The organism is Roseiflexus sp. RS-1, assembly GCF_000016665.1.
GTDB lineage: Bacteria > Chloroflexota > Chloroflexia > Chloroflexales > Roseiflexaceae > Roseiflexus.
The window spans coordinates 1,102,445-1,120,732 of sequence record NC_009523.1 but is presented as its reverse complement, the minus strand read 5'-3'; the positions used below and the strand labels follow the sequence as shown (position 1 = coordinate 1,120,732).

General features: G+C 58.2%; 20 protein-coding genes and 2 pseudogenes. 17 read left to right on the top strand and 5 right to left on the bottom strand.

Annotated elements, in window-relative coordinates; translation table 11 throughout:
- The first annotated feature begins 41 nt into the window (after window positions 1-41).
- The 13 genes and pseudogenes from ROSERS_RS04700 to ROSERS_RS27310 form a co-directional block, all read left to right on the top strand.
- A complete protein-coding gene (locus tag ROSERS_RS04700; RefSeq protein WP_011955667.1) occupies window positions 42-3,110 on the top strand; it encodes an AAA family ATPase in 3,069 nt (1,022 codons plus the stop codon).
- 58 nt (window positions 3,111-3,168) lie between these two features.
- Window positions 3,169-3,924, top strand: a complete 756-nt coding sequence (locus ROSERS_RS04695) for a formylglycine-generating enzyme family protein (RefSeq protein WP_011955666.1) — start codon at window positions 3,169-3,171, stop codon at window positions 3,922-3,924.
- A 193-nt stretch (window positions 3,925-4,117) separates the two neighbouring features.
- Window positions 4,118-4,408 carry a hypothetical protein gene (locus ROSERS_RS04685; RefSeq protein ID WP_011955665.1) on the top strand — a complete coding sequence of 97 codons (291 nt, stop codon included), beginning with the start codon at window positions 4,118-4,120 and terminating at the stop codon, window positions 4,406-4,408.
- Between the two features lie 589 nt (window positions 4,409-4,997).
- Window positions 4,998-5,528, top strand: coding sequence for a MauE/DoxX family redox-associated membrane protein (locus ROSERS_RS04680; protein WP_041333038.1), 531 nt, complete (start codon window positions 4,998-5,000; stop codon window positions 5,526-5,528).
- Window positions 5,529-5,900: 372 nt separating this feature from the next.
- Window positions 5,901-6,743, top strand: a complete 843-nt coding sequence (locus ROSERS_RS04675) for a hypothetical protein (RefSeq protein ID WP_157040972.1) — start codon at window positions 5,901-5,903, stop codon at window positions 6,741-6,743.
- 144 nt (window positions 6,744-6,887) lie between these two features.
- Window positions 6,888-7,034 carry a hypothetical protein gene (locus ROSERS_RS26395; protein ID WP_198136358.1) on the top strand — a complete coding sequence of 49 codons (147 nt, stop codon included), beginning with the start codon at window positions 6,888-6,890 and terminating at the stop codon, window positions 7,032-7,034.
- Window positions 7,027-7,254, top strand: a complete 228-nt coding sequence (locus tag ROSERS_RS23950; RefSeq protein WP_049767468.1) for a DUF5615 family PIN-like protein — start codon at window positions 7,027-7,029, stop codon at window positions 7,252-7,254. Before ROSERS_RS26395 ends, ROSERS_RS23950 begins: the two co-directional genes overlap by 8 nt.
- Window positions 7,255-7,498: 244 nt before the next feature.
- A complete protein-coding gene (locus tag ROSERS_RS04665; RefSeq protein ID WP_011955662.1) occupies window positions 7,499-7,810 on the top strand; it encodes a nucleotidyltransferase family protein in 312 nt (103 codons plus the stop codon).
- On the top strand, window positions 7,791-8,141 hold the full coding sequence (locus ROSERS_RS04660; protein WP_011955661.1) for a HepT-like ribonuclease domain-containing protein: 351 nt from the start codon (window positions 7,791-7,793) through the stop codon (window positions 8,139-8,141). The genes ROSERS_RS04665 and ROSERS_RS04660 overlap by 20 nt, the downstream gene beginning before the upstream one ends.
- Before the next feature lie 149 nt (window positions 8,142-8,290).
- Window positions 8,291-8,596 (top strand): hypothetical protein, encoded by a 306-nt coding sequence (locus tag ROSERS_RS04655; RefSeq protein ID WP_011955660.1) that lies wholly within the window; start codon window positions 8,291-8,293, stop codon window positions 8,594-8,596.
- Window positions 8,593-8,799: a ParE family toxin-like protein gene (locus ROSERS_RS27315; protein ID WP_011955659.1), complete on the top strand. Its 207-nt coding sequence runs from the start codon at window positions 8,593-8,595 to the stop codon at window positions 8,797-8,799. Before ROSERS_RS04655 ends, ROSERS_RS27315 begins: the two co-directional genes overlap by 4 nt.
- A 214-nt stretch (window positions 8,800-9,013) precedes the next feature.
- A complete protein-coding gene (locus ROSERS_RS04650) occupies window positions 9,014-9,259 on the top strand; it encodes a DUF433 domain-containing protein (RefSeq protein WP_011955658.1) in 246 nt (81 codons plus the stop codon).
- A pseudogene (locus ROSERS_RS27310) lies at window positions 9,260-9,364 on the top strand (DUF5615 family PIN-like protein); the annotation flags it as partial.
- A gap of 72 nt (window positions 9,365-9,436) precedes the next feature.
- Here ROSERS_RS27310 and ROSERS_RS04645 read toward each other — a convergent pair.
- Window positions 9,437-9,812 (bottom strand): annotated as a pseudogene (locus ROSERS_RS04645) (transposase); the annotation flags it as partial.
- 106 nt (window positions 9,813-9,918) lie between these two features.
- The gene (locus ROSERS_RS04640) at window positions 9,919-10,809 is read right to left on the bottom strand and encodes a hypothetical protein (protein ID WP_232282765.1); all 891 of its coding nucleotides are present in this window, start codon (window positions 10,807-10,809) and stop codon (window positions 9,919-9,921) included.
- Window positions 10,810-10,847: 38 nt separating this feature from the next.
- Here ROSERS_RS04640 and ROSERS_RS04635 point away from each other — a divergent pair, with 38 nt between their 5' ends.
- Entirely contained in the window at window positions 10,848-11,945 is a 1,098-nt protein-coding gene (locus ROSERS_RS04635; protein ID WP_011955656.1) for a hypothetical protein, read from the top strand.
- A gap of 705 nt (window positions 11,946-12,650) precedes the next feature.
- Here ROSERS_RS04635 and ROSERS_RS04630 read toward each other — a convergent pair.
- Entirely contained in the window at window positions 12,651-14,741 is a 2,091-nt protein-coding gene (locus tag ROSERS_RS04630) for a WD40 repeat domain-containing protein (protein WP_011955655.1), read from the bottom strand.
- 70 nt (window positions 14,742-14,811) lie between these two features.
- On the opposite strand from ROSERS_RS04630, the gene ROSERS_RS26670 reads away from it, so the two are divergent.
- Window positions 14,812-15,108, top strand: a complete 297-nt coding sequence (locus tag ROSERS_RS26670; RefSeq protein WP_232282764.1) for a hypothetical protein — start codon at window positions 14,812-14,814, stop codon at window positions 15,106-15,108.
- Between the two features lie 87 nt (window positions 15,109-15,195).
- Here the strand turns inward: ROSERS_RS26670 and ROSERS_RS26665 are convergent, their stop codons facing one another.
- Window positions 15,196-15,627 (bottom strand): transposase, encoded by a 432-nt coding sequence (locus ROSERS_RS26665; protein ID WP_049767466.1) that lies wholly within the window; start codon window positions 15,625-15,627, stop codon window positions 15,196-15,198.
- A gap of 231 nt (window positions 15,628-15,858) precedes the next feature.
- Here ROSERS_RS26665 and ROSERS_RS25825 point away from each other — a divergent pair, with 231 nt between their 5' ends.
- Window positions 15,859-16,017, top strand: coding sequence for a hypothetical protein (locus tag ROSERS_RS25825; protein WP_157040971.1), 159 nt, complete (start codon window positions 15,859-15,861; stop codon window positions 16,015-16,017).
- A 72-nt stretch (window positions 16,018-16,089) separates the two neighbouring features.
- Here the strand turns inward: ROSERS_RS25825 and ROSERS_RS04615 are convergent, their stop codons facing one another.
- Entirely contained in the window at window positions 16,090-17,268 is a 1,179-nt protein-coding gene (locus ROSERS_RS04615; RefSeq protein WP_041333030.1) for a hypothetical protein, read from the bottom strand.
- Between the two features lie 247 nt (window positions 17,269-17,515).
- Here ROSERS_RS04615 and ROSERS_RS04610 point away from each other — a divergent pair, with 247 nt between their 5' ends.
- Window positions 17,516-18,199, top strand: coding sequence for a D-lyxose/D-mannose family sugar isomerase (locus ROSERS_RS04610; protein ID WP_011955653.1), 684 nt, complete (start codon window positions 17,516-17,518; stop codon window positions 18,197-18,199).
- Window positions 18,200-18,288 lie beyond the last annotated feature (89 nt).

Sequence of the window (18,288 nt, the reverse complement as noted above, 5' to 3'; positions counted from 1 at the left end):
CACTGGTACGCGCATCTGTTCGACAACAGGGTGAAACGGCTATGATCCCGCGCAAACTGGCACTGCAAAACTTTATGTGTTACCGCGAAGGACTGCCGCCGCTCGAGTTCGATGGCATGTCGATTGCGTGCCTGGCAGGCGAAAATGGCGCCGGCAAATCGGCGCTGCTCGACGCCATCACATGGGCGCTGTGGGGCGAGGCGCGCCTGAAGAGCGATGATGACCTGGTGGCGCTTGGCGCTACTGAGATGATGGTGGAACTGGAGTTCACCCTCGATGGGCAGGATTACCGGGTCATCCGGCGTCGCATTCGCGGGAAGCGCGGCGGTCAGAGCCAGCTCGATTTCCAGGTGCGCGATGGGAACGAATGGCGCTCGCTCACTCCCGGCGGCATTCGTGAAACGCAGCAGTTGATCATCCGCACGTTGCGGATGGATTACGAGATGTTCGCCAACTCCGCCTACCTCCGTCAGGGGCGCGCCGATGAGTTTACCCGCAAAGAGCCGGCAAAGCGCAAGCAGGTGCTGGCGGACATTCTCGGTTTGAGCATCTACGAGGAACTGGAAGGTCGGGCGAAAGAGCGTGCGCGCAGCACTGAAGGACAGATTCGCGGTCTCGAAGGACAGATCGGTGAACTGCGCCGGCAGGCGGAACGCTATGACCTGCTGGTGGAAGAGGTGCACACTGCTGAAGAGCGTGTCGCCGATGCGATGAAGCGTGTCGAAGCGGCGCGACTGGCGCTCGAAGAGGCGACTGCCAGCGTGCAGAAACTCGAACAGGTCCGTACCATCCGTGACAATCTCCACACCCAGACTCAGCGACGCCGCAGGGAACGCGAGGATCAGGCGCAATGGCTGGATCGGCAGATGGAAACCCAAAAGCGCGCCGAGTCCTGGATTGCGCGTCGCGCCGAGATCGAGGAGGGCATTCGCCTGCTACGCGCCGCCAAAGCGGAGTGTGATCGCCTCGCCGCCCTGCGCGACGAGTATGACCATCTGCAGAGCCGTCGCGCGGCGCTTGCGCAGGCGCTCGCCAATGCAGAACACGCCATCCGCTCCGATCTGCGCGTTGCCGAAACGCAGGTTCAGACCCTCCGCGAACGCGCCGCCCGTCGCCCGAAACTGGCAGCGGAACTTCAGCGCCTCGCTGCCCAACTTGCAGAACATCCCCCGATTGCAGAAGCGCTCTCCGCTGCCCGCACCCGTCGCGCCACGCTGACCGAACGTCTGCGGCGCGTCAACGAACTGTTGCGGCGCCGCACCGAACTGGAGAGCGACATCAAACTGAAACACGACTCGCTGGTCGCCACGCGCGAAGAGCAGAAGCGCACACTCCGCACGCTGGCGGAGCAACTGAAGCACGAAGCGCGCTGGCGCACCGAACTCGCCGAAGCGACTGCGGAACGGGCACGCCTCGAACAGGAAGCCGCCCACCTCGATACTCTGCGCGACGACGAGCGCGCCCTTGCCGAAAAGATCGGCGCCATCCGCGCCGAATGCGAAACGGTCAAAAAGCAGGGCGATCAGATCAACGAGAAACTGCGCCTGCTCGGTCCCGATCTCAAAGTTTGCCCGCTCTGCAAGAGCGAACTGGGACACGATGGCATTGCGCACATCCAGGCGGAGTACGAACGCGAACGTCAGGCGCTGCGCCAGCAGTATGCGGCTGCAAAACGCGAAGCCGATCACCTGGAAGCGCACCTCAAACGTCTGCGCAACGACATTCGCACCATCGAGGCGCGTGTCAACACCCTCCCCGACGTGCAGGGACGCATTGCGCGCCTTGAAAGCGAACTGGCAAAATGTGACGTCTGCCGCCAGCAGCAGATCGAGGCGCAACGCCTGCACGACGATGTGGCGCTGCGCCTGTTGAAGAACGATTACGAACCGGCGGCGCGCGAGGAACTGAAGCGCATCGACGCCGAGATCAACGCACTGGGATCGGTCGATGCGCTCGAACGCGAGATTGCCGCAGTCGAACGCCAGGTTGCCGCGCTCGAAGACCGCAGTCGAGAACAGGCAAGCGTGCAGGCGAAGATTGACGGGTTGCAGCGCGAGATTCAGCAGATCGACAGCGAAGACCCTGCGCTGCACGAACAGGAGCAGATCGTCGCGGCGTTGAGCGCCCAACTCGCACAGGGCGATTTCGCGCACACCGAGCGCGCCGCGCTTGCGGACATCGACCGGCAGATTGCAGCGCTGGGATACAGCCGCGAGCGGTATGACCAGGCGCAGGCTGATGTCCAGGCTCTGGTTCACTGGGAAGAAGACCTCATACGCCTGCAACGCGCCGAAGAGTGGCTTGCCGAAAACCGCGACGAACTCGCGCGCGCGGCTGAGCGCCTCCGGCAACTCGACGCCCAGATCGCCGCCGACGAGGAAGAGGTGCGTTCCCTCGACGAACGCCTGTGCGACCTGGCGCCAGCCGCGCGCGCACGCGCCGAGGCTGCCGCCCGGCTCGACGAACTCAACCATGAGGTGATGGCGCGCCAGAAAGACCTGGGCGAACGCCAGGCGGATCTGCGCCGCGCACAGGAAGCGACCAGCGCACTCGCCGAAGCCGAAGCGCACCGCCAGGCGCTGCTCGAACGCAAGGGGTTGTTCGATGAACTGACGCAGGCGTTCGGCAAGAAAGGCATCCAGGCGATGCTGATCGAAACCGCGCTTCCTGAACTGGAACGCGAAGCCAACCGCCTGCTCAGCCGTATGACCGACAATCAACTCCACCTGACCTTTGAAACACAACGCGACACGAAGAAAGGGGAGGTCGCCGAGACGCTCGACATCAAAATCGCGGATGCGCTCGGCACCCGCGTGTACGACGCCTACAGCGGCGGCGAGGCGTTTCGCCTCGACTTCGCCATCCGGATCGCGCTCTCGAAGTTGCTGGCACGGCGCGCTGGCGCGCGCCTGGAAACCCTGATCATCGACGAGGGGTTCGGATCGCAGGACGCTCGCGGGCGTGAGCGCCTGGTCGAGGCGATCATCTCGGTGCAGCACGATTTCCGCCGCGTTCTGGTGATCACCCACATCCAGGAATTGAAGGATATGTTTCCGGTGCAGATCGAAATCGTCAAAACACCAAACGGCAGCGTCTGGAACATCGTGTGATCGATCTGCCGTTGCGCCCTGTGCACTATGGCATCCCAGGCGCTCACCATCGCCGCCTATGAAACTCTCCGATCTCTTGCCCGATTTTGTCTTCCCGCCATCGCAGCCATTCCTGATGGGAACGCCGGAGCGCGAACTCGGCGCACTGGCGAAAACCTATGGCGGAACTCGCGAGTCGTACCGCGAAGAGTCGCCGCAGCATCGCCTCCGCCTCCCGCCGTTCGCCATTGCGGGTACGCCGGTCACCAACGCACTCTACGCCATCTACGTCGCCGACGCAGGCGCCTGTCCGCCACTCATCTGGCGCGGCGCAACACCCCCCGACCACCTGCGCGACTGCCCGGTGACCGATGTGAGTTGGGAAGACGCGCAACATTTCTGCCGCTGGCTCAGCAACCTGATGGCAACACCCTACCGCCTGCCAACCGAAGCCGAGTGGGAGTATGCCGCACGCGGCAGCGATGGGCGGCGCTTTCCGTGGGGCGATGAATGGGATCCAACCCGCGCCAACACCCGCGACGGTGGTCCGGGCGTCGTCACGCCGGTTGGCGCCTATCCGTCTGGCATAAGCCCCTGGGGATGCCTGGACATGGCAGGGAACGTCTGGGAATGGACGGCATCGCTCGACGCACCCTACCCGTATCGCTTCGACGATGGGCGCGAAGATCCGAACGCCCCCGGACGACGCATCCTGCGCGGCGGATCGTTCGCCAACCCACGCGGCTTCGCGCGCTGCGCCTGCCGTTTCCGCCTCGCGCCAACCGTGCGCAACGAATTCCTCGGATTTCGCCTGGCGTTCAGTACGACGTCGTGATCCAGATCAGGCTGTTGGAGAAACCGCCTGTGCGGAATCGCTCCAGGATCCTGGTGACGTTTCTGGCGCCAGAGCCTGCTGCGCCTGAGGACCGCGCCCTCACGTTGAAGGATTTGAAAGGCATGTGGGGCGATCTCGACATCAGCCTTGAGGAGATCCAGGCAGGCAGGTACCGGATTTCTGAGGACGTGCCGTGAAAACGTATGTTCTCGACACGCATGCACTGGTCTGGCGCCTGACGAATGATCGCCGGCTCGGTGCACAGGACGCAACACGTGAGCGTGTTCTCACCGTGATCGAGGCTGATGGACGATGTGTAATCCGGACCATTGACCTGGAAATCATCAGGGCTATGCCGATGGAACTCGATATTCACGATGCCCTGATTGTCGGTGCAGCGCTGACCCACGTCACCCCGGTGGACAGTGTGCTCACCTGTGATCAGGACATCATACGCGCTGGCCTGGTACCGGTAATCTGGTGAGAGCTGCCGCTTCGACTTGCTCCAATTCCTCCTGCGCCTGCTGGGGATGTCTCGATATGGCGGGGAACGTCCGGGGATGGACGGCATCGCTCGACGCACCCTGCCCGTATCGCTTCGACTCTGGTCTCTTCGCCATCTTGCTGCTCGCTGCGATGCGCCCCTCCGAACCCCCTCTCAAGCGTAGATTTCTTGAGAGAGATTAGCGACTTTCTGCATTCGGCGCGCTGTCGCCCCTCATCACCCGTACCCCTTTCTCCCACACGGACAAAAGGGGGACGCCAGCCCGCCTTCCTGGTACGGCTTGTTGTGATACCCAAATCGTACCTGTTCCGGGCGGAGCGCTCACGTCTCTGTCAACTCATGCCTGCACCCTGATTGTGCCTCATTTGACAGGGGGTTCATTGTATAATAGCGTCGAACGGGGTGAGTCTACGGTCAACGGTGGCTGCAGCATGGCATAAGATAGAGAGTCTTGCAAGATAAAACAGAGAGTCGAGATAAGCACAAGTTGGGCGGCACGGTCGCAGTAGGCTTGCCAGAGGCAACTTAACGATCTTTCACAGGAAGGAGAAGATCGATTTTGGAAAACATGATGGCATATATAAACATTGGAACTTCTGTTATGCTTTCCGTAATACTCTTCATGGCTGGCGTGGCTAAGATATCTGACCTTGTTTATACTGAACAGATTATCAGGAAGTTCGCTTTTCTGCCAAAAGAGATTGCGCCTCTCATCAAGGTTTCATTGCCAGTGGTGGAGATAACCATTGCGATAGCATTGCTTTTCCCTTTCAGCGCGGCTTATGCCACCCTCGCGTCGGCTACACTTTTTGCGATGTTCGTAATTGTGCTAACTATTGCTTTTCTCCAAGACAAAGATACTCCATGTGGTTGCTTTGGAGCATCTAGCCAAGAAAGGATCACTGGGCTAACTATTGGTCGCGCAGGATTGCTTTTTTCGGCATCGATACTTTTGCATCTAAGTTACCTTGATCCTTTATCGTGGGTAACCATTGGCAGCTTCTTGTTTGCTCTTTTGGGTTGCTGCCTCACATTATGGACGTTACTCATCTCCTCCAAAACAAATGCTATCAACACTGATGAGGTCGCCAATTTCTGAGCAGGCGTGATGCCATCAAGATAATCGTAGCCATCATTGCAGGGGTTCTATTGCAATCTACCAAAAGCGCCAGCGCTCTTGCCTGTTGCCGATGCGAATATCAACGACATTATGATCCACCTACCAACTGCTGCACATCGAACCCGCCAAACTACACTCATAAGCATCATTACTGGCGGCGATGCTACAACATTTGTACGGGTCAAAGGGGAGGTTGGCACAAGATCCAACCCGACTCTTGCCAATGCGAGTGCGGGACTTGCTCAGATAGCACATGGGTTCAGAACGAGTGTTGTTTTTGCATCTGAGTGTTGCTGCAATATGGGCATCTGTGAGTGTGGATGTCCGTGCTGAAATAGGAGGTTCTGACAAATGCGATGGAATCTTTACACAGCCCTCTATGTCCTTCTACTAGTTGGGTGCACCATAACCCCGCCAGCAACGATTTTATCTCCTAATGCCACCAGCTCTCCGCCATTGATACAGAGAGCAAGCGGCATTGCTGAATTGACGCCGACTGTTAGCGACTCATCATCACAAATTACTTCAGATGAAGGAGGCAAAATGGCAGGGCAGTTTCTTTATTATGAATATGAATACTTTCAACTTGAGGGCATTCCGCCATATCCAAGTCCGTACCTGACGATCGACAGCATTGACAGGTACTGGGTTGATGTGAATGACCCCAATCGGTTCAGATACGAGCGTTACTACCGCACACGCGAAACCGAACCTAAAGAGGGCGTCGAAGTGAGCCGAGTTGGAACAGGTTCTGGTGGGGTAGTGGAAGAGTGTCAACGCTATGAGGAGAAAGTGGAATGTACTCAGCAAGCCCTCACCACCACGTTAACTTACGACGAGTGGCTCAATAATACCACTCACTTAAGTCACAAATTTCTCAACAATATCAATTCCCCGGCTACAATTGGGGGTTATGAATATAGGGGTATCGAGAGCGACGAGCTGTGGGGTGACGTTCATGTATTCGAAAGGCGCGGGACGTTATCTGCTAGCGACATCTACCCCAACTTCCCGATAGTCGAAACGCTGAAATTCGATGTAGCTCTCGGTAGGACTGTTGAATGGCGACGCATCGTGATCGATGGAGACAAATCCGTTATCCACGCTATCTCTCGTCTTGTGAAATGGGAACTGCTTGATGCTTCTGCGGTATCCGCAGACTTATTCTTAACAAGAGAAGCAGCAGAAAAGTGATAGGAAAACAAAGGCCAGACCCGCACCGTTCCGCTTTCACTGAACGCGCCGCCCAACATGCGCTTCCAGCCGACCGCTTCGCGGCGGCTGAAGCGCAGGCCGTTGGGCGCACTTTCAGGTATACTATGTGTACGGGAGCGAGAGATGGAGGAAAGCTTTATGAAAATCCTTCAAGAGATCGAACAACTTCTTGCCAAAACTACACGCGCAGAAAAAGCGCAAGTGTTGCAATGGATCGTGCGTGATCTGGGTGATGCTTTTCCTGGAGTCGAGAGCATACCGAATGAATGAGCATTTTCCTCTTCCGGCTGTTGAGGAATTGCGACGGTCGGGACATGACGTGCTAACCAGCTATGAAAGCGGTCGGGCGGGGCAGGCAGTCCCCGATGAAGATGTGCTGGCGTTTGCTGGAGCAGAAGCGCGCATCCTGATAACGCTCAATCGTAAGCATTTCGTTCGTTTGCATCAAACGTATGCGGATCATGCAGGTATCATTGTCTGTACCTTATGATCCAGATTTTACGGCTTTGGCACAACGTGTTCACGCCGCGCTGATGGCTCAACTCAAATAGCTGGACGACTGGTGCGCATTAATCGTCCTGGGTAACCAGCAAGATGTGCGCTCAACCAGCGCATGCACCCGACAGGCTTCGCCTCGCTGCGCTCGCTTGCGGCGGCTGAAGCGCATACCGTTAGGCGGATAGCGGTAGCGAGTACTAATTCCGTAGTGCCTGGCTTCGAGAAAGGCATCTGTAATGGGTGTACAGACGAAAGAGCAAATCCTATCCCTTATCCAGGAACATCAGAGCCAAATCAGGAACTTAGGCGTCAGAAGGCTGGGCCTGTTTGGTTCTTTTGTCCGTCGGCAACAGGATAGCAATAGCGACATAGATGTCCTGGTGGAATTCGAATCGGGTCGCAAGACGTTCGACAACTTTATACAACTTGCCGTGTTTCTGGAGGAGTTGTTTGCCCGGCGAGTCGAACTTGTTACACCTGAGGCTCTGAGTCCTTACATTGGTCCGCATATCCTGCGGGAGGTTGAATATGTCCCGCTCGACAGTTGAATACGTGCGTCATATCTTGGACGAGACCGGATATTTGATGGATCGAGCGCAAGGGCTAAGCTGGGATCAATTTATGTGCGATGAAACGTTGAAGCGTGCGTTCGTGCGTAGTCTCGAGATCATTGGTGAAGCGTCAAAGAAGATACCGGATGACTTCAAGCAAAAGTACGGTCACCTGGAATGGCGAGCGATGGCTGGTATGCGTGACCGATTGATCCATGGCTACTTTGGGGTTGATTACGGTATCGTCTGGGATGTTGTGACAAACAAGATACCTATACTCCATCAGGCAATCAAAGAGATCATTGAAGCAGAGATCTCTCCCCGGTAAAGACCCGCCCAACCGCGCTTGCACCTGACGCCGCTCCGCTCCACTGCGCTTCGCGGCGCAGGTGAAGCACAGGCCGTTGGGCGGCATTTATGGAAACGCGTTGGTCCAGCAGAGAGTAGTTATGCTAAAAATTGAGGTGGAGCAGAAATATGGAAACAAAGATACGACAGACCCAGGCCTATTTGATAAAGGCCATTGCGGACATCGCTGCTACCATGCCGCTGGCGCGCACGGTGCAACTTTATCAGTTCGCGCTCTTTCTCAAGACACATCCGTTGCCTACCGAAGAAACCTTTGAGGAAATTGTGACGGATGAAGCGATATGGGAGACGCAATTTGCAGCAACCGACGATGATAAGTTGGCGGCACTGGTGGCGGCGGTCGAAGCCGAGATCGGTGAAGGTAAAGTATTGCCGATGTTCGATGAACACGGTGCATTCATCGAACATCCATGAAATCACAAACTACCCGATCATTCTGGCAACATTACTGGGCTTTACCACCAGAAATTCGCCAGCGGGCGCGGCAAGCCTACAAGTTGTGGCGAGAGGATTCAGCCCATCCAAGCCTTTTCTTCAAACGCGTGAAAGAGAGCCAGCCTGTTTACTCAGTGCGCATTGGTTTGGGATACAGAGCGCTTGGATTTACTGAAAGGTGATACGGTAACATGGTTTTGGATTGGCACGCATGACGAGTATGAACGGCTCCTCACGTAAGCATCAGCAAATCTTTGCCATGCCGCCCAACACGCGCTTCCAGCCGACCCGCTCCGCTCGCTGCGCCTGCTCCACTTGCAACTCAACTGCGGGCCGTCAGGCAGGCACATTGATAGCGCAGGATTTCGTAGTATGGTACAAGCAGGAGGTGGAAGAATGACGGAACAACAACTTCTTGAGCGTATTACCCTCAATCCCAAAGTTATGGTTGGCAAGCCAGTCATCAAGGGAACACGCTTGACCGTAGAATATGTGCTTAATCTGCTGGCTCATGGGGCGACAGCCGCAGAGATTCTTGAAGAATATCAAGGGCTAGCCCCCGAAGATATTCAAGCGTGTTTATTGTTTGCCACAAAGTCTCTTGCAAACACCACATTTGTACCGTTGTTGGAACCAACATAAATGCGTTTCCTGGTAGATGAATGCACGGGTCCAGCGGTAGCACAGTGGTCGCGCGCGCAGAAGCATGAAGTTTTCTCCGTGTACGAGGAAGCACGCGGCATGGAAATTAACAGACCAATTTGTGGTTGTAACAGAAAGGCAGGTTCGTTTTGCTCGCATGTGGTAATGGGCGCCTGCCCCATTCGTATCAACCCAGAATTGCCGTTTGCGCCCGTTGACCTTTTTTTCCCCCATCGTCGCCGCGTTCTCCTCCTGCTTCGGTCGTTGTGGTTGATTGGGAGTCCAGGACGCTGATAGACGGTGCCAGGTTGCAATCCAGCGCGTGTCGCGCCGGTTGACGCAGCGTATCATTGATGTTGACGAAGGTTCCATCACGACTCCATGTGTCGAAAGAGGAGCGAACCGAACTCATTGGCGGAACATCCGCCGGAAGCAGGCGCCATTGGCAGCCGGTGCGATGTTTGGAGCGCAGCGCGTTGACGATCTCGTGCACATCGATCCAGGCAAGGCGCAACGACGAGACGCCGCACGCGCCGTTATTGCCCGTCGGGGTGCGGCGATGCCGCGCCCCGACCCCGCTCCGCTTCGGCGCAGGAGCGATAGCGGCATTGCATTGTGTTTCATCCGTCGTCTAAACGACGATACTTCAGACGTCTGGGTTACTCCCATTCCGGGATAAAAACCATGGGCACGACCGGCGTATCAAGGTGCCAGACAGGACCATACACGCCGATGGTCAGCGCGATGAGACGACGATCGTCACCCCAGAAATTTGACCGCATCCTATTCCTTATTCCCCCAATCGGGTCATGGGGATGAATACCCCACATCGACGGTGCAAGAGAATTCCCCATACTGGCATATGTCGCGCCTATGCGCTCCATGCTCTTCCTGGCATTGCCCCCGTTGAAGAATGCGTCACTCCATTCTGCGGCAACCTGATCAGCCGCCGCCTGCAATTCCGGGCGTGATTTCAGCGGACGCTGGAGCGCCTGACCCGATGCCAGCAGCATGCGTTGCCTGGCGGCGCTGGCAATGCTGAGCGCCTCCGTCGGCAGGAACGGTTCTTCCCCGCTCCGTTCTTCTGCCAGTTCCCTGCCCAGAAGCCCCAGCTGAACCACATACGGCGTTCCGGCAAATTCCGGGAAATACTCGAACCGCGCCCGCTCGAACCACTGGGTGAGACGACCATGCTCGACCTGCGCTTCAGAGATTGGATACCCGAACAGCGCCAGGCTCTCAGCGCGGGAAAATCCGGGTCTGCCATCCATCTCCAGTCCGTGGCTCGACCAGTATCCCCAGAACTCCGGCGCAATTGCATGCCCCGTTTCCTGGAAGAAGTGCGGCGCAGTAGGATCGCCTTTGGGAAATGTCCGCCAGTCGCGCCCCTGACGGCTCAGCGCCTCGACTCCCAGCCGACCGAGACGGACACTCTGCGCCAGCGGCAACCAGTATTCCTTCGAAGGATAATCGTCACGATAATGATCGGGGGTAGGTGCCCGCAAAACCGTGACAGGGGCTGAAAGTTGAACAAAACTGGCGGGGTCCATAGCATATCCTTATCTATTGACAACCGAGGAGGAATGCGATGGACCCCACCCAGGTATGTTGCCCCAATGAGGCCTGCCCGGCAAGAGGACAGGGAGGGAAAGGGAACATCACGGTGCACCGCCGGAAGGAAGCCCGCTATCGATGCACGGTTTGTGAGAAGACCTTCAGCGCCCGTCGGGGGACGATGTGTTCCTGGAAGAAGACACCGGTGGACATGATCGTGCTGGTCGTCACCCTGCTGGCCCACGGCTGTCCGGTGCGTGCGATGGTGGCTGCCTTTGGCGTGAAAGCGGAGACGGTGCGCACGTGGGCGGCGGAGGCTGGTGTGCATTGTGAGCAGGTGCATCGTCATCTGGTCCTGGGGGCTTGCTTGTCCTTGCTGCACGTGCAAGCGGACGAGATGCGCGTCCGCATGCAGAAGGGGATGGTGTGGATGGCGATGGCGCTGATGGTGAGCACCCGGCTGTGGTTGGGTGGTGTGGTCAGCGCCCATCGGGACAAGGGCCTCATGCGCCAGCTTGCCGACAGGGTGCGGGCCTGCGCCCGGCCGGGGGCGCTGCTGGTGGCCGTGGACGGACTGGCAGCCTCTGTCAATGCCTTCCGCTGCGCCGTGCGTAGCAAGGCGCCCAGGAAGGGCCCCGGACGCCCGCACCTGGCGCCCTGGGAACAGGTCGTCATCGGCCAGGTGGTCACGCAGGACGAGCGCGGTCGCATGGTGGGCGGTGTGCGCCGCCTGGTGCCGGGCGCCGCAGCGGCCCTGGATGCGCTGTTGGCCTCGTCGGGCGGGGGTCAGACCGTGCACACCGCCTCCATCGAGCGCCTGCATGCCACCTTCCGCTCCCGCCTGGCCAGCCTGGTGCGGCGTACCCGCTCTGGCGCCCGGCGCCAACGCATGGTGACCCTGGGCATGGACCTGGTCGGCACGGTGGACAACGTCTGTACGCCCCACGCCACCCTGACCAACGCCCAGGGCCATCGCTGCACACCGGCCATGGCCGCCGGCCTCACCCACCACGTCTGGACGGTTGCGGAATTGCTTCACTTTCATGTGCCGCCTCCACGCTGGCAGCCTCCCAAAAAACGAGGACGGCGCTCCAACGAGCTGCAAACGTTGATTGAACAATGGGCCTCATGATCACGGTTTCGCAGGCTCTTACCGGTAGGTGTAATACTCCTCTTACTTCACCACTCACTTCTCCGCTGTAATGGAGCGCAAAAGTATCCGGCGGAATAGAACAGATGACTTCACTGCAAAAAGGTGATCTTCTCACCACAGAGACCACGGAGATCACAGAGACTAAAGATAATTTGATCTTTCATTGAACATAGGGTTGTGAAATTTTTTCTTACATGCACCCAATAGACAAAAATGATCATTATTATTCATAAATCTTAGACGCTTTGTGTGCTCTGTGTGCTCCGTGGTGAGTTTTTGCAGTGGACTCACAGATAGTTTCAGATATGCACCCAGATTCTGATAAGCAACCTGGGGTTTTACTCAGATTCTCAAAGCCTGTCCGAAACAGCGTACCGAGATGCTCTGAAGGAGAGGTTCAGGCATTTCTGTCCTCTATCCTTTAGAGCAATTCGTGAACCGTCTCTCGATGTGGTGAATTTGCTGCTCGATATAGGTGAAACGCGGCAGTACCGTGTTGTGACGGTAACCACATGGCTGCTGTAGCTTAGCGCTCGACTGTGATTGCGAACGGAGGGTAGCCACGATTGTAGATACCCTTTGTACGTACGTACAACGGTATCAACGCGGTCAAATGCTTACGGCACAGTGGTGCGTCTGAATGAACCTTCTCAGTGCACTTCCATTGTTATCGCTACAACCATCTCATGGTACGCCCCACAGCCGGATGGTGCCATCATCCGACCCGGAGGCAAGCAGCCGCCCGTCGGGGGAGAAGACGACGCTGCTCACCAAATTCGTATGCCCCTCCAGCGTGCGCACGAGCTGCCCGGTCTGGACGTCCCATAACCGCACAGTCCAATCACGCCCTCCCGACGCGAGCAACCGCCCGTCGGGGGAGAAGGCGACGCTGAGCACCCTACCAGTATGCCCTTCCAGCGTGCGCACGAGCTGCCCGCTCGCCGCGTCCCACAGGCGGACGGTCTTATCCGGTGACCCGGAGGCGAGCAGCCGTCCGTCGGGGGAGAAGGCGACGCTGTTCACCCAGTCAGTATGCCCCTCCAGCGTGCGCAGGAGCTGCCCGCTCGCCACGTCCCACAGCCGGACGGTGCTGTCGCGAGCGCCGGAGGCGAGTAGCCGCCCGTCGGGGGAAAAGGCGACGCTGTTCACATCACTGGTATGCCCTTCCAGCGTGCGCACGAGCTGACCGCTCGCCGCGTCCCACAGCCGGATGGTGTTGTCCAGCGACCCGGAGGCGAGTAGCCGCCCGTCGGGAGAAAACGCGACGCTCCACACCGAGCTGCCATGCGAGCTGCCATGCCCCTTTAGCGTGCGCAGGAGCTGCCCGCTCGCCGCATCCCACAGCCGGACGGTGCTGTCGCGAGCGCCGGAGGCAAGCAGCCGCCCGTCGGGAGCAAACGCGACGCTGAATACCGCGTCGGTATGCCCTTCCAGCGCGCGCACGCGCCGGCCGGTTGCCGCCTCCTGCAAAGAGATGACGCTATCCCACGCAGCGGAAGCAAGCAGCCGTCCATCAGGTGATATGGAGAGGCCGGCCACAATGTCGGTATGCCCTTCGAGCGCGCTGACACGCTGCCCGCTCGCCGCGTCCCGCAGCCGGATCGTGCCGTCGGCAGACGCGGAGGCGAGCAGCCGCCCGTCGGGGGAGAAGGCGACGCTGTTCACATCACTGGTATGCCCTTCCAGCGTGCGCACGAGCTGCCCGCTCGCCGCGTCCCACAGCCGGACGGTCTTATCCGATGACCCGGAGGCGAGCAGCCGCCCGTCGGGGGCGAAGGCGACGCTGCGCACCCAGTTGGTATGTCCTTCCAGCGTGCGCACGAGCTGCCCGCTCGCCGCGTCCCACAGGCGGACGGTCTTATCCGGTGACCCGGAGGCGAGCAGCCGTCCGTCGGGGGCGAAGGCGACGCTCAACACCGAGTCGGTATGCCCCTCCAGCGCACGCACGAGCTGCCCGCTCGCCGCGTCCCACAGCCGGACGGTCTTATCCAGTGACCCGGAGGCGAGCAGCCGTCCGTCGGGGGCGAAGGCGACGCTGAACACCCAGTCAGTATGCCCCTCCAGCGTGCGCACGAGCTGCCCGCTCGCCACGTCCCACAGCCGGACGGTCTTATCCGGTGACCCGGAGGCGAGCAGCCGTCCGTCGGGGGCGAAGGCGACGCTGAACACCGAGTCGCCATGCCCCTTTAGCGTGCGCACGAGCCGCCCGCTCGCCGCGTCCCACAGGCGGACGGTCTTATCCGGTGACCCGGAGGCGAGCAGCCGTCCGTCGGGGGAGAAGGCAATGTCGAAGACCGCCGCATCGGTGGCAATGAAGCGCACCTCGCTCAGCGCCGGAATGTCGTAGAGGTAGAGACCGATGCCGGTAGCAACCGCCAGCAGCCGCCCGTCAGGCGAGAAGGCAAGATTTTCCACTCTCCCCCTCCCCCAGCGTGCCAGTTGTGCGACGCGCGCAGCGTTCTCCACGCTGATGGATTGCACCGGTTGCGGGTAGGGCGGGCTGGTCGACATCGGGGCAGGGCTAGAGACGATCATAGTGCGTGGCAGAGGAGTAGCATTCGGTTCATCAAGATTTTTACCATTTCCTCCTACGAAAAATTGTGCAATAAATACCCCAATCAAAATAACAATACTCGTAGAAATAAAAACTTTAGCTCTTTCGGGATGAATTTGTGCTAATATCAGCAATATTGATATTATAACTCCAACTCCTTGCCAGATTGGGTCACGCAATGCTCTCAGCACTGTTTCCAGTACTATTTCCAATATTTCCATTGAACTACTCCCTTTTTTAGAACGAAACTACTGATAGTCAATAATAGCTTCCTATGCAGAAGCTGAGAGCGTGAAAAAACTAACATCTTGGATAAAGCCGATTCAGGAGCATTGCCATCAAACCAAGATAAAGAAAGGCTTACACGATTCTGGATTGCGATTGGATGCTTTCTTCGCCAACCGATTGCGTCCCGCCTACGCAATCGAGCGTTCCGCCAGCCATCGCTTCGGAATGACGGCACTTCCTGTTTATCCGGGCGGTTTTTCAATGACATTCAGGCGTATCGCCGTGTTCTGTCGCAGCCATGCATCTCATCCTTTTTACCCCTCATCAACGCGAATCTCGTGCATTAGAGGAAATGATTGATGATGCGCGGCGAAAAGCCATTCGGCGCCTTCGTCATCTGAAATGTCCATCGGATGGACGAGCACACGCCCCAGGAACCCATTCGTATCAACTCAACGTTGCTGTTTGCGTCCATTGACCTTTTTCCCCATCATAGCCACGTTCGCCGCCTGCTTCGGTCGTTGTGACGGATTGAGCATCCAGGATGCTGATAGACGGCTCCGAGTCGCAACTCAGCGCGTGTCGCGCCGGTTTCCGCAGCGTATCATTGATTTTGATAAAGGTTCCATCACGACTCCATGTGTCGAAATAGGAGCGAACGGAACTCATCGGCGGAACATCGTTCGGACGCATGCGCCATTGACGGCCCGTGCGATTTTTGGAAAGCAGCGCGTTGACGATCGCGCGGCGATCAATGTCGGTCGGGCGGCCGCCGTTGGGCGACGGGGTGGCGACCAGCGGCACGAGAGCAGCCCATGGTTCATCGGTCAGATCGGTCGCATACTTTGTTGGAGAGGATCGCAATGCACGGTATGGCATTACCAATTGCCCCTCATCAGAACGGCATGGCTGCCATCATAGTACCACAAATTCGGTTTTCTGATCGCCCTCTTATTTCTCCCGTCGAAGCTGCACTCTCCGTCTGCTTCGGTCGTCTTGACTGATTGGGTGTCCAGGACGCTGATGGACGGCGCCGGGTCGCGATTCAGCGCGTGTCGCGCCAGTTTTCGCAGCGTATCATTGTTTGGAGAGCAGCGCGTTGACGATCGCGTGCACATCGATACAGGCAAGGCGCAACGACGAGACGCCGCACGCGCCGTCATTGCCCGTCAGGGCGCGGCATGCCGCGCCCCGACCCCGCTCCGCCTCAGCGTGGCATCGCCGCAATCCTGCATGACAGCGATCATCAGTGCTGGCGCGTCGGCATAACGAGCAGGAGCGATGGCGGTATTGCATCGTGTTTCATGCGTCGTCTAAACGACGATACTTCAGATGTCTGAGTTACTCCCATTCCGGGATAAAAACCATGGGCACGACCGGCGTATCAAGGTACCAGACAGGACCATACACGCCGATGGTCAGCGCGATGAGATGACGACCGTCATCGGAGAAATTTGACCGCATCCTATTCATTATTCCCCCAATCGGGTCATGGGGGTGAATGCCCCACATCGACGGTGCAAGAGAATTCCCCATACTGGCATATGTCGCGCCTATGCGCTCCATGCTCTTCCTGACATCGCTCCCGTTGAAGAATGCGTCACTCCATTCTGCGGCAACCTGATCAGCCGCCGCCTGCAACTCCGGGCGCGATTTTAGCGGACGCTGGAGCGCCTGACCCGATGCCAGCAGCATGCGTTGCCTGGCAGCGTTGGCCATACTGAGCGTCTCCGTCGGCAGGAACGGTTCTTCCCCGCTCCGTTCCTCTGCCAGTTCCCTGCCCAGAAGCCCCAGCTGAACCACATACGGCGTTCCGGCAAATTCCGGGAAATACTCGAACCGCGCCCGCTCGAACCACTGGGTGAGACGCCCATGCTCGACCTGCGCTTCAGAGATTGGATACCCGAACAGCGCCAGGCTCTCAGCGCTGGAAAAGCCGGGTCTGCCATCCATCTCCAGCCCGTGGCTCGACCAGTATCCCCAGAACTCCGGCGCAATTGCGTGCCCCGTTTCCTGGAAGAAGTGCGGCGCCGCAGGATCACCCTTCGGAAATGTTTGCCAGTCGCGCCCCTGACGGCTCAGCGCCTCGACTCCCAGCCGACCGAGACGGACACTCTGCGCCAGCGGCAACCAGTATTCCTTCGAAGGATAATCGTCGCGATAATGATCGGGATTGTCCGGATCATAGTGCCATTCAAAGCGCTGACGCTCGAAATACTGAACCATGTACCAGCGCCCCTCGATCTGCTCCAGAAACGCTTCGCTGATGGGGTACCCGAAGACCGGCAATCCTCCCATACGATCCCAGTACTTCAGAAAGGGCAGATACAGATTATGCCGCGTCTCAGGGTAGTAGCGCGTAAAATAGACATCCTTCAGTTCTCTCGGTCGGCGGTACAGATAGTAGGGTGAGCAGGTGACCCATCCGCTGGGATCATCGAACGAACAGGGGCGTCGCGGCGGCGCCGATTGCGCAGATGCAGATGGAGTGAACGACAGCAGCGTGATACATACGAGCATAACCGCAACCAGCGCCGGTGAAAGATGGGCGTGATACGCAGATGAACCATTCCCTGTCCTCCTCTCACGGAACGCCGTGAAACGCATCAATCGCAGAGTGGTACAATAGGAAGCGACGTCCGGGTTGCGCAAACGGACGCCTTCCACTGAATAAAATATACACGCGCCGTCCAGGACAAAACGTGATCATGTCTGTTGCAGGATGAGGACATTCGCGCAATCGATCAGAGAGCAAGGGTCCTGACCTATGCGACGTTCCGCTATTAACACCATTTTGCGCACCGCCGACGCATATATCCGCAAACGCGGCTTCTATCTGCCGCCATTCGCTTACTGGTCCCCCGACGAGTGGCGCGCCCGTGGACCAGAGTGCGCCGAAATCGTTGCCAATCGACTCGGCTGGGATGTCACCGATTTCGGTACAGGGGATTTCGCGCGCACCGGTCTGACCCTGTTCACCCTGCGTAACGGCAACCCCCGCGATCCTGCACGCAAACCGTATGCCGAAAAGATACTGATCGTCGAAGATGGACAGATCACGCCGTTGCATTTCCACTGGAAGAAGACCGAAGATATCATCAATCGCGGCGGCGGCGCGCTGGTAGTGCAACTCTACCACTCGACGCCGGATGAGCGCCTCGATGAGACCCGCATGATCGAGGTGAGTACTGATGGCATGCGTCGCACGGTCGCTCCCGGTGGCGTCGTCGTGTTGCACCCTGGCGAAAGTATCACACTCCCGCCGCTCCTGTACCACGCATTCTGGGCGGAGGGCGGTCGAGTGCTGGCTGGCGAGGTTTCGTCGATCAACGATGATGCCGCCGACAATCGCTTTCTGCATCCCATCGGACGCTTTCCGCTGATCGAAGAGGACGAACCGCCGCTTTATCTGCTCTGTACCGACTACGAGCATGTCGCTTTCGGGTTCTGATACCGGCAGTGTAAACTATTCTCATCCATTCGATAGCACGAGAGCGGCAGAACAGGTATCACAACCATTGACTATCCCCCATAAGCGTG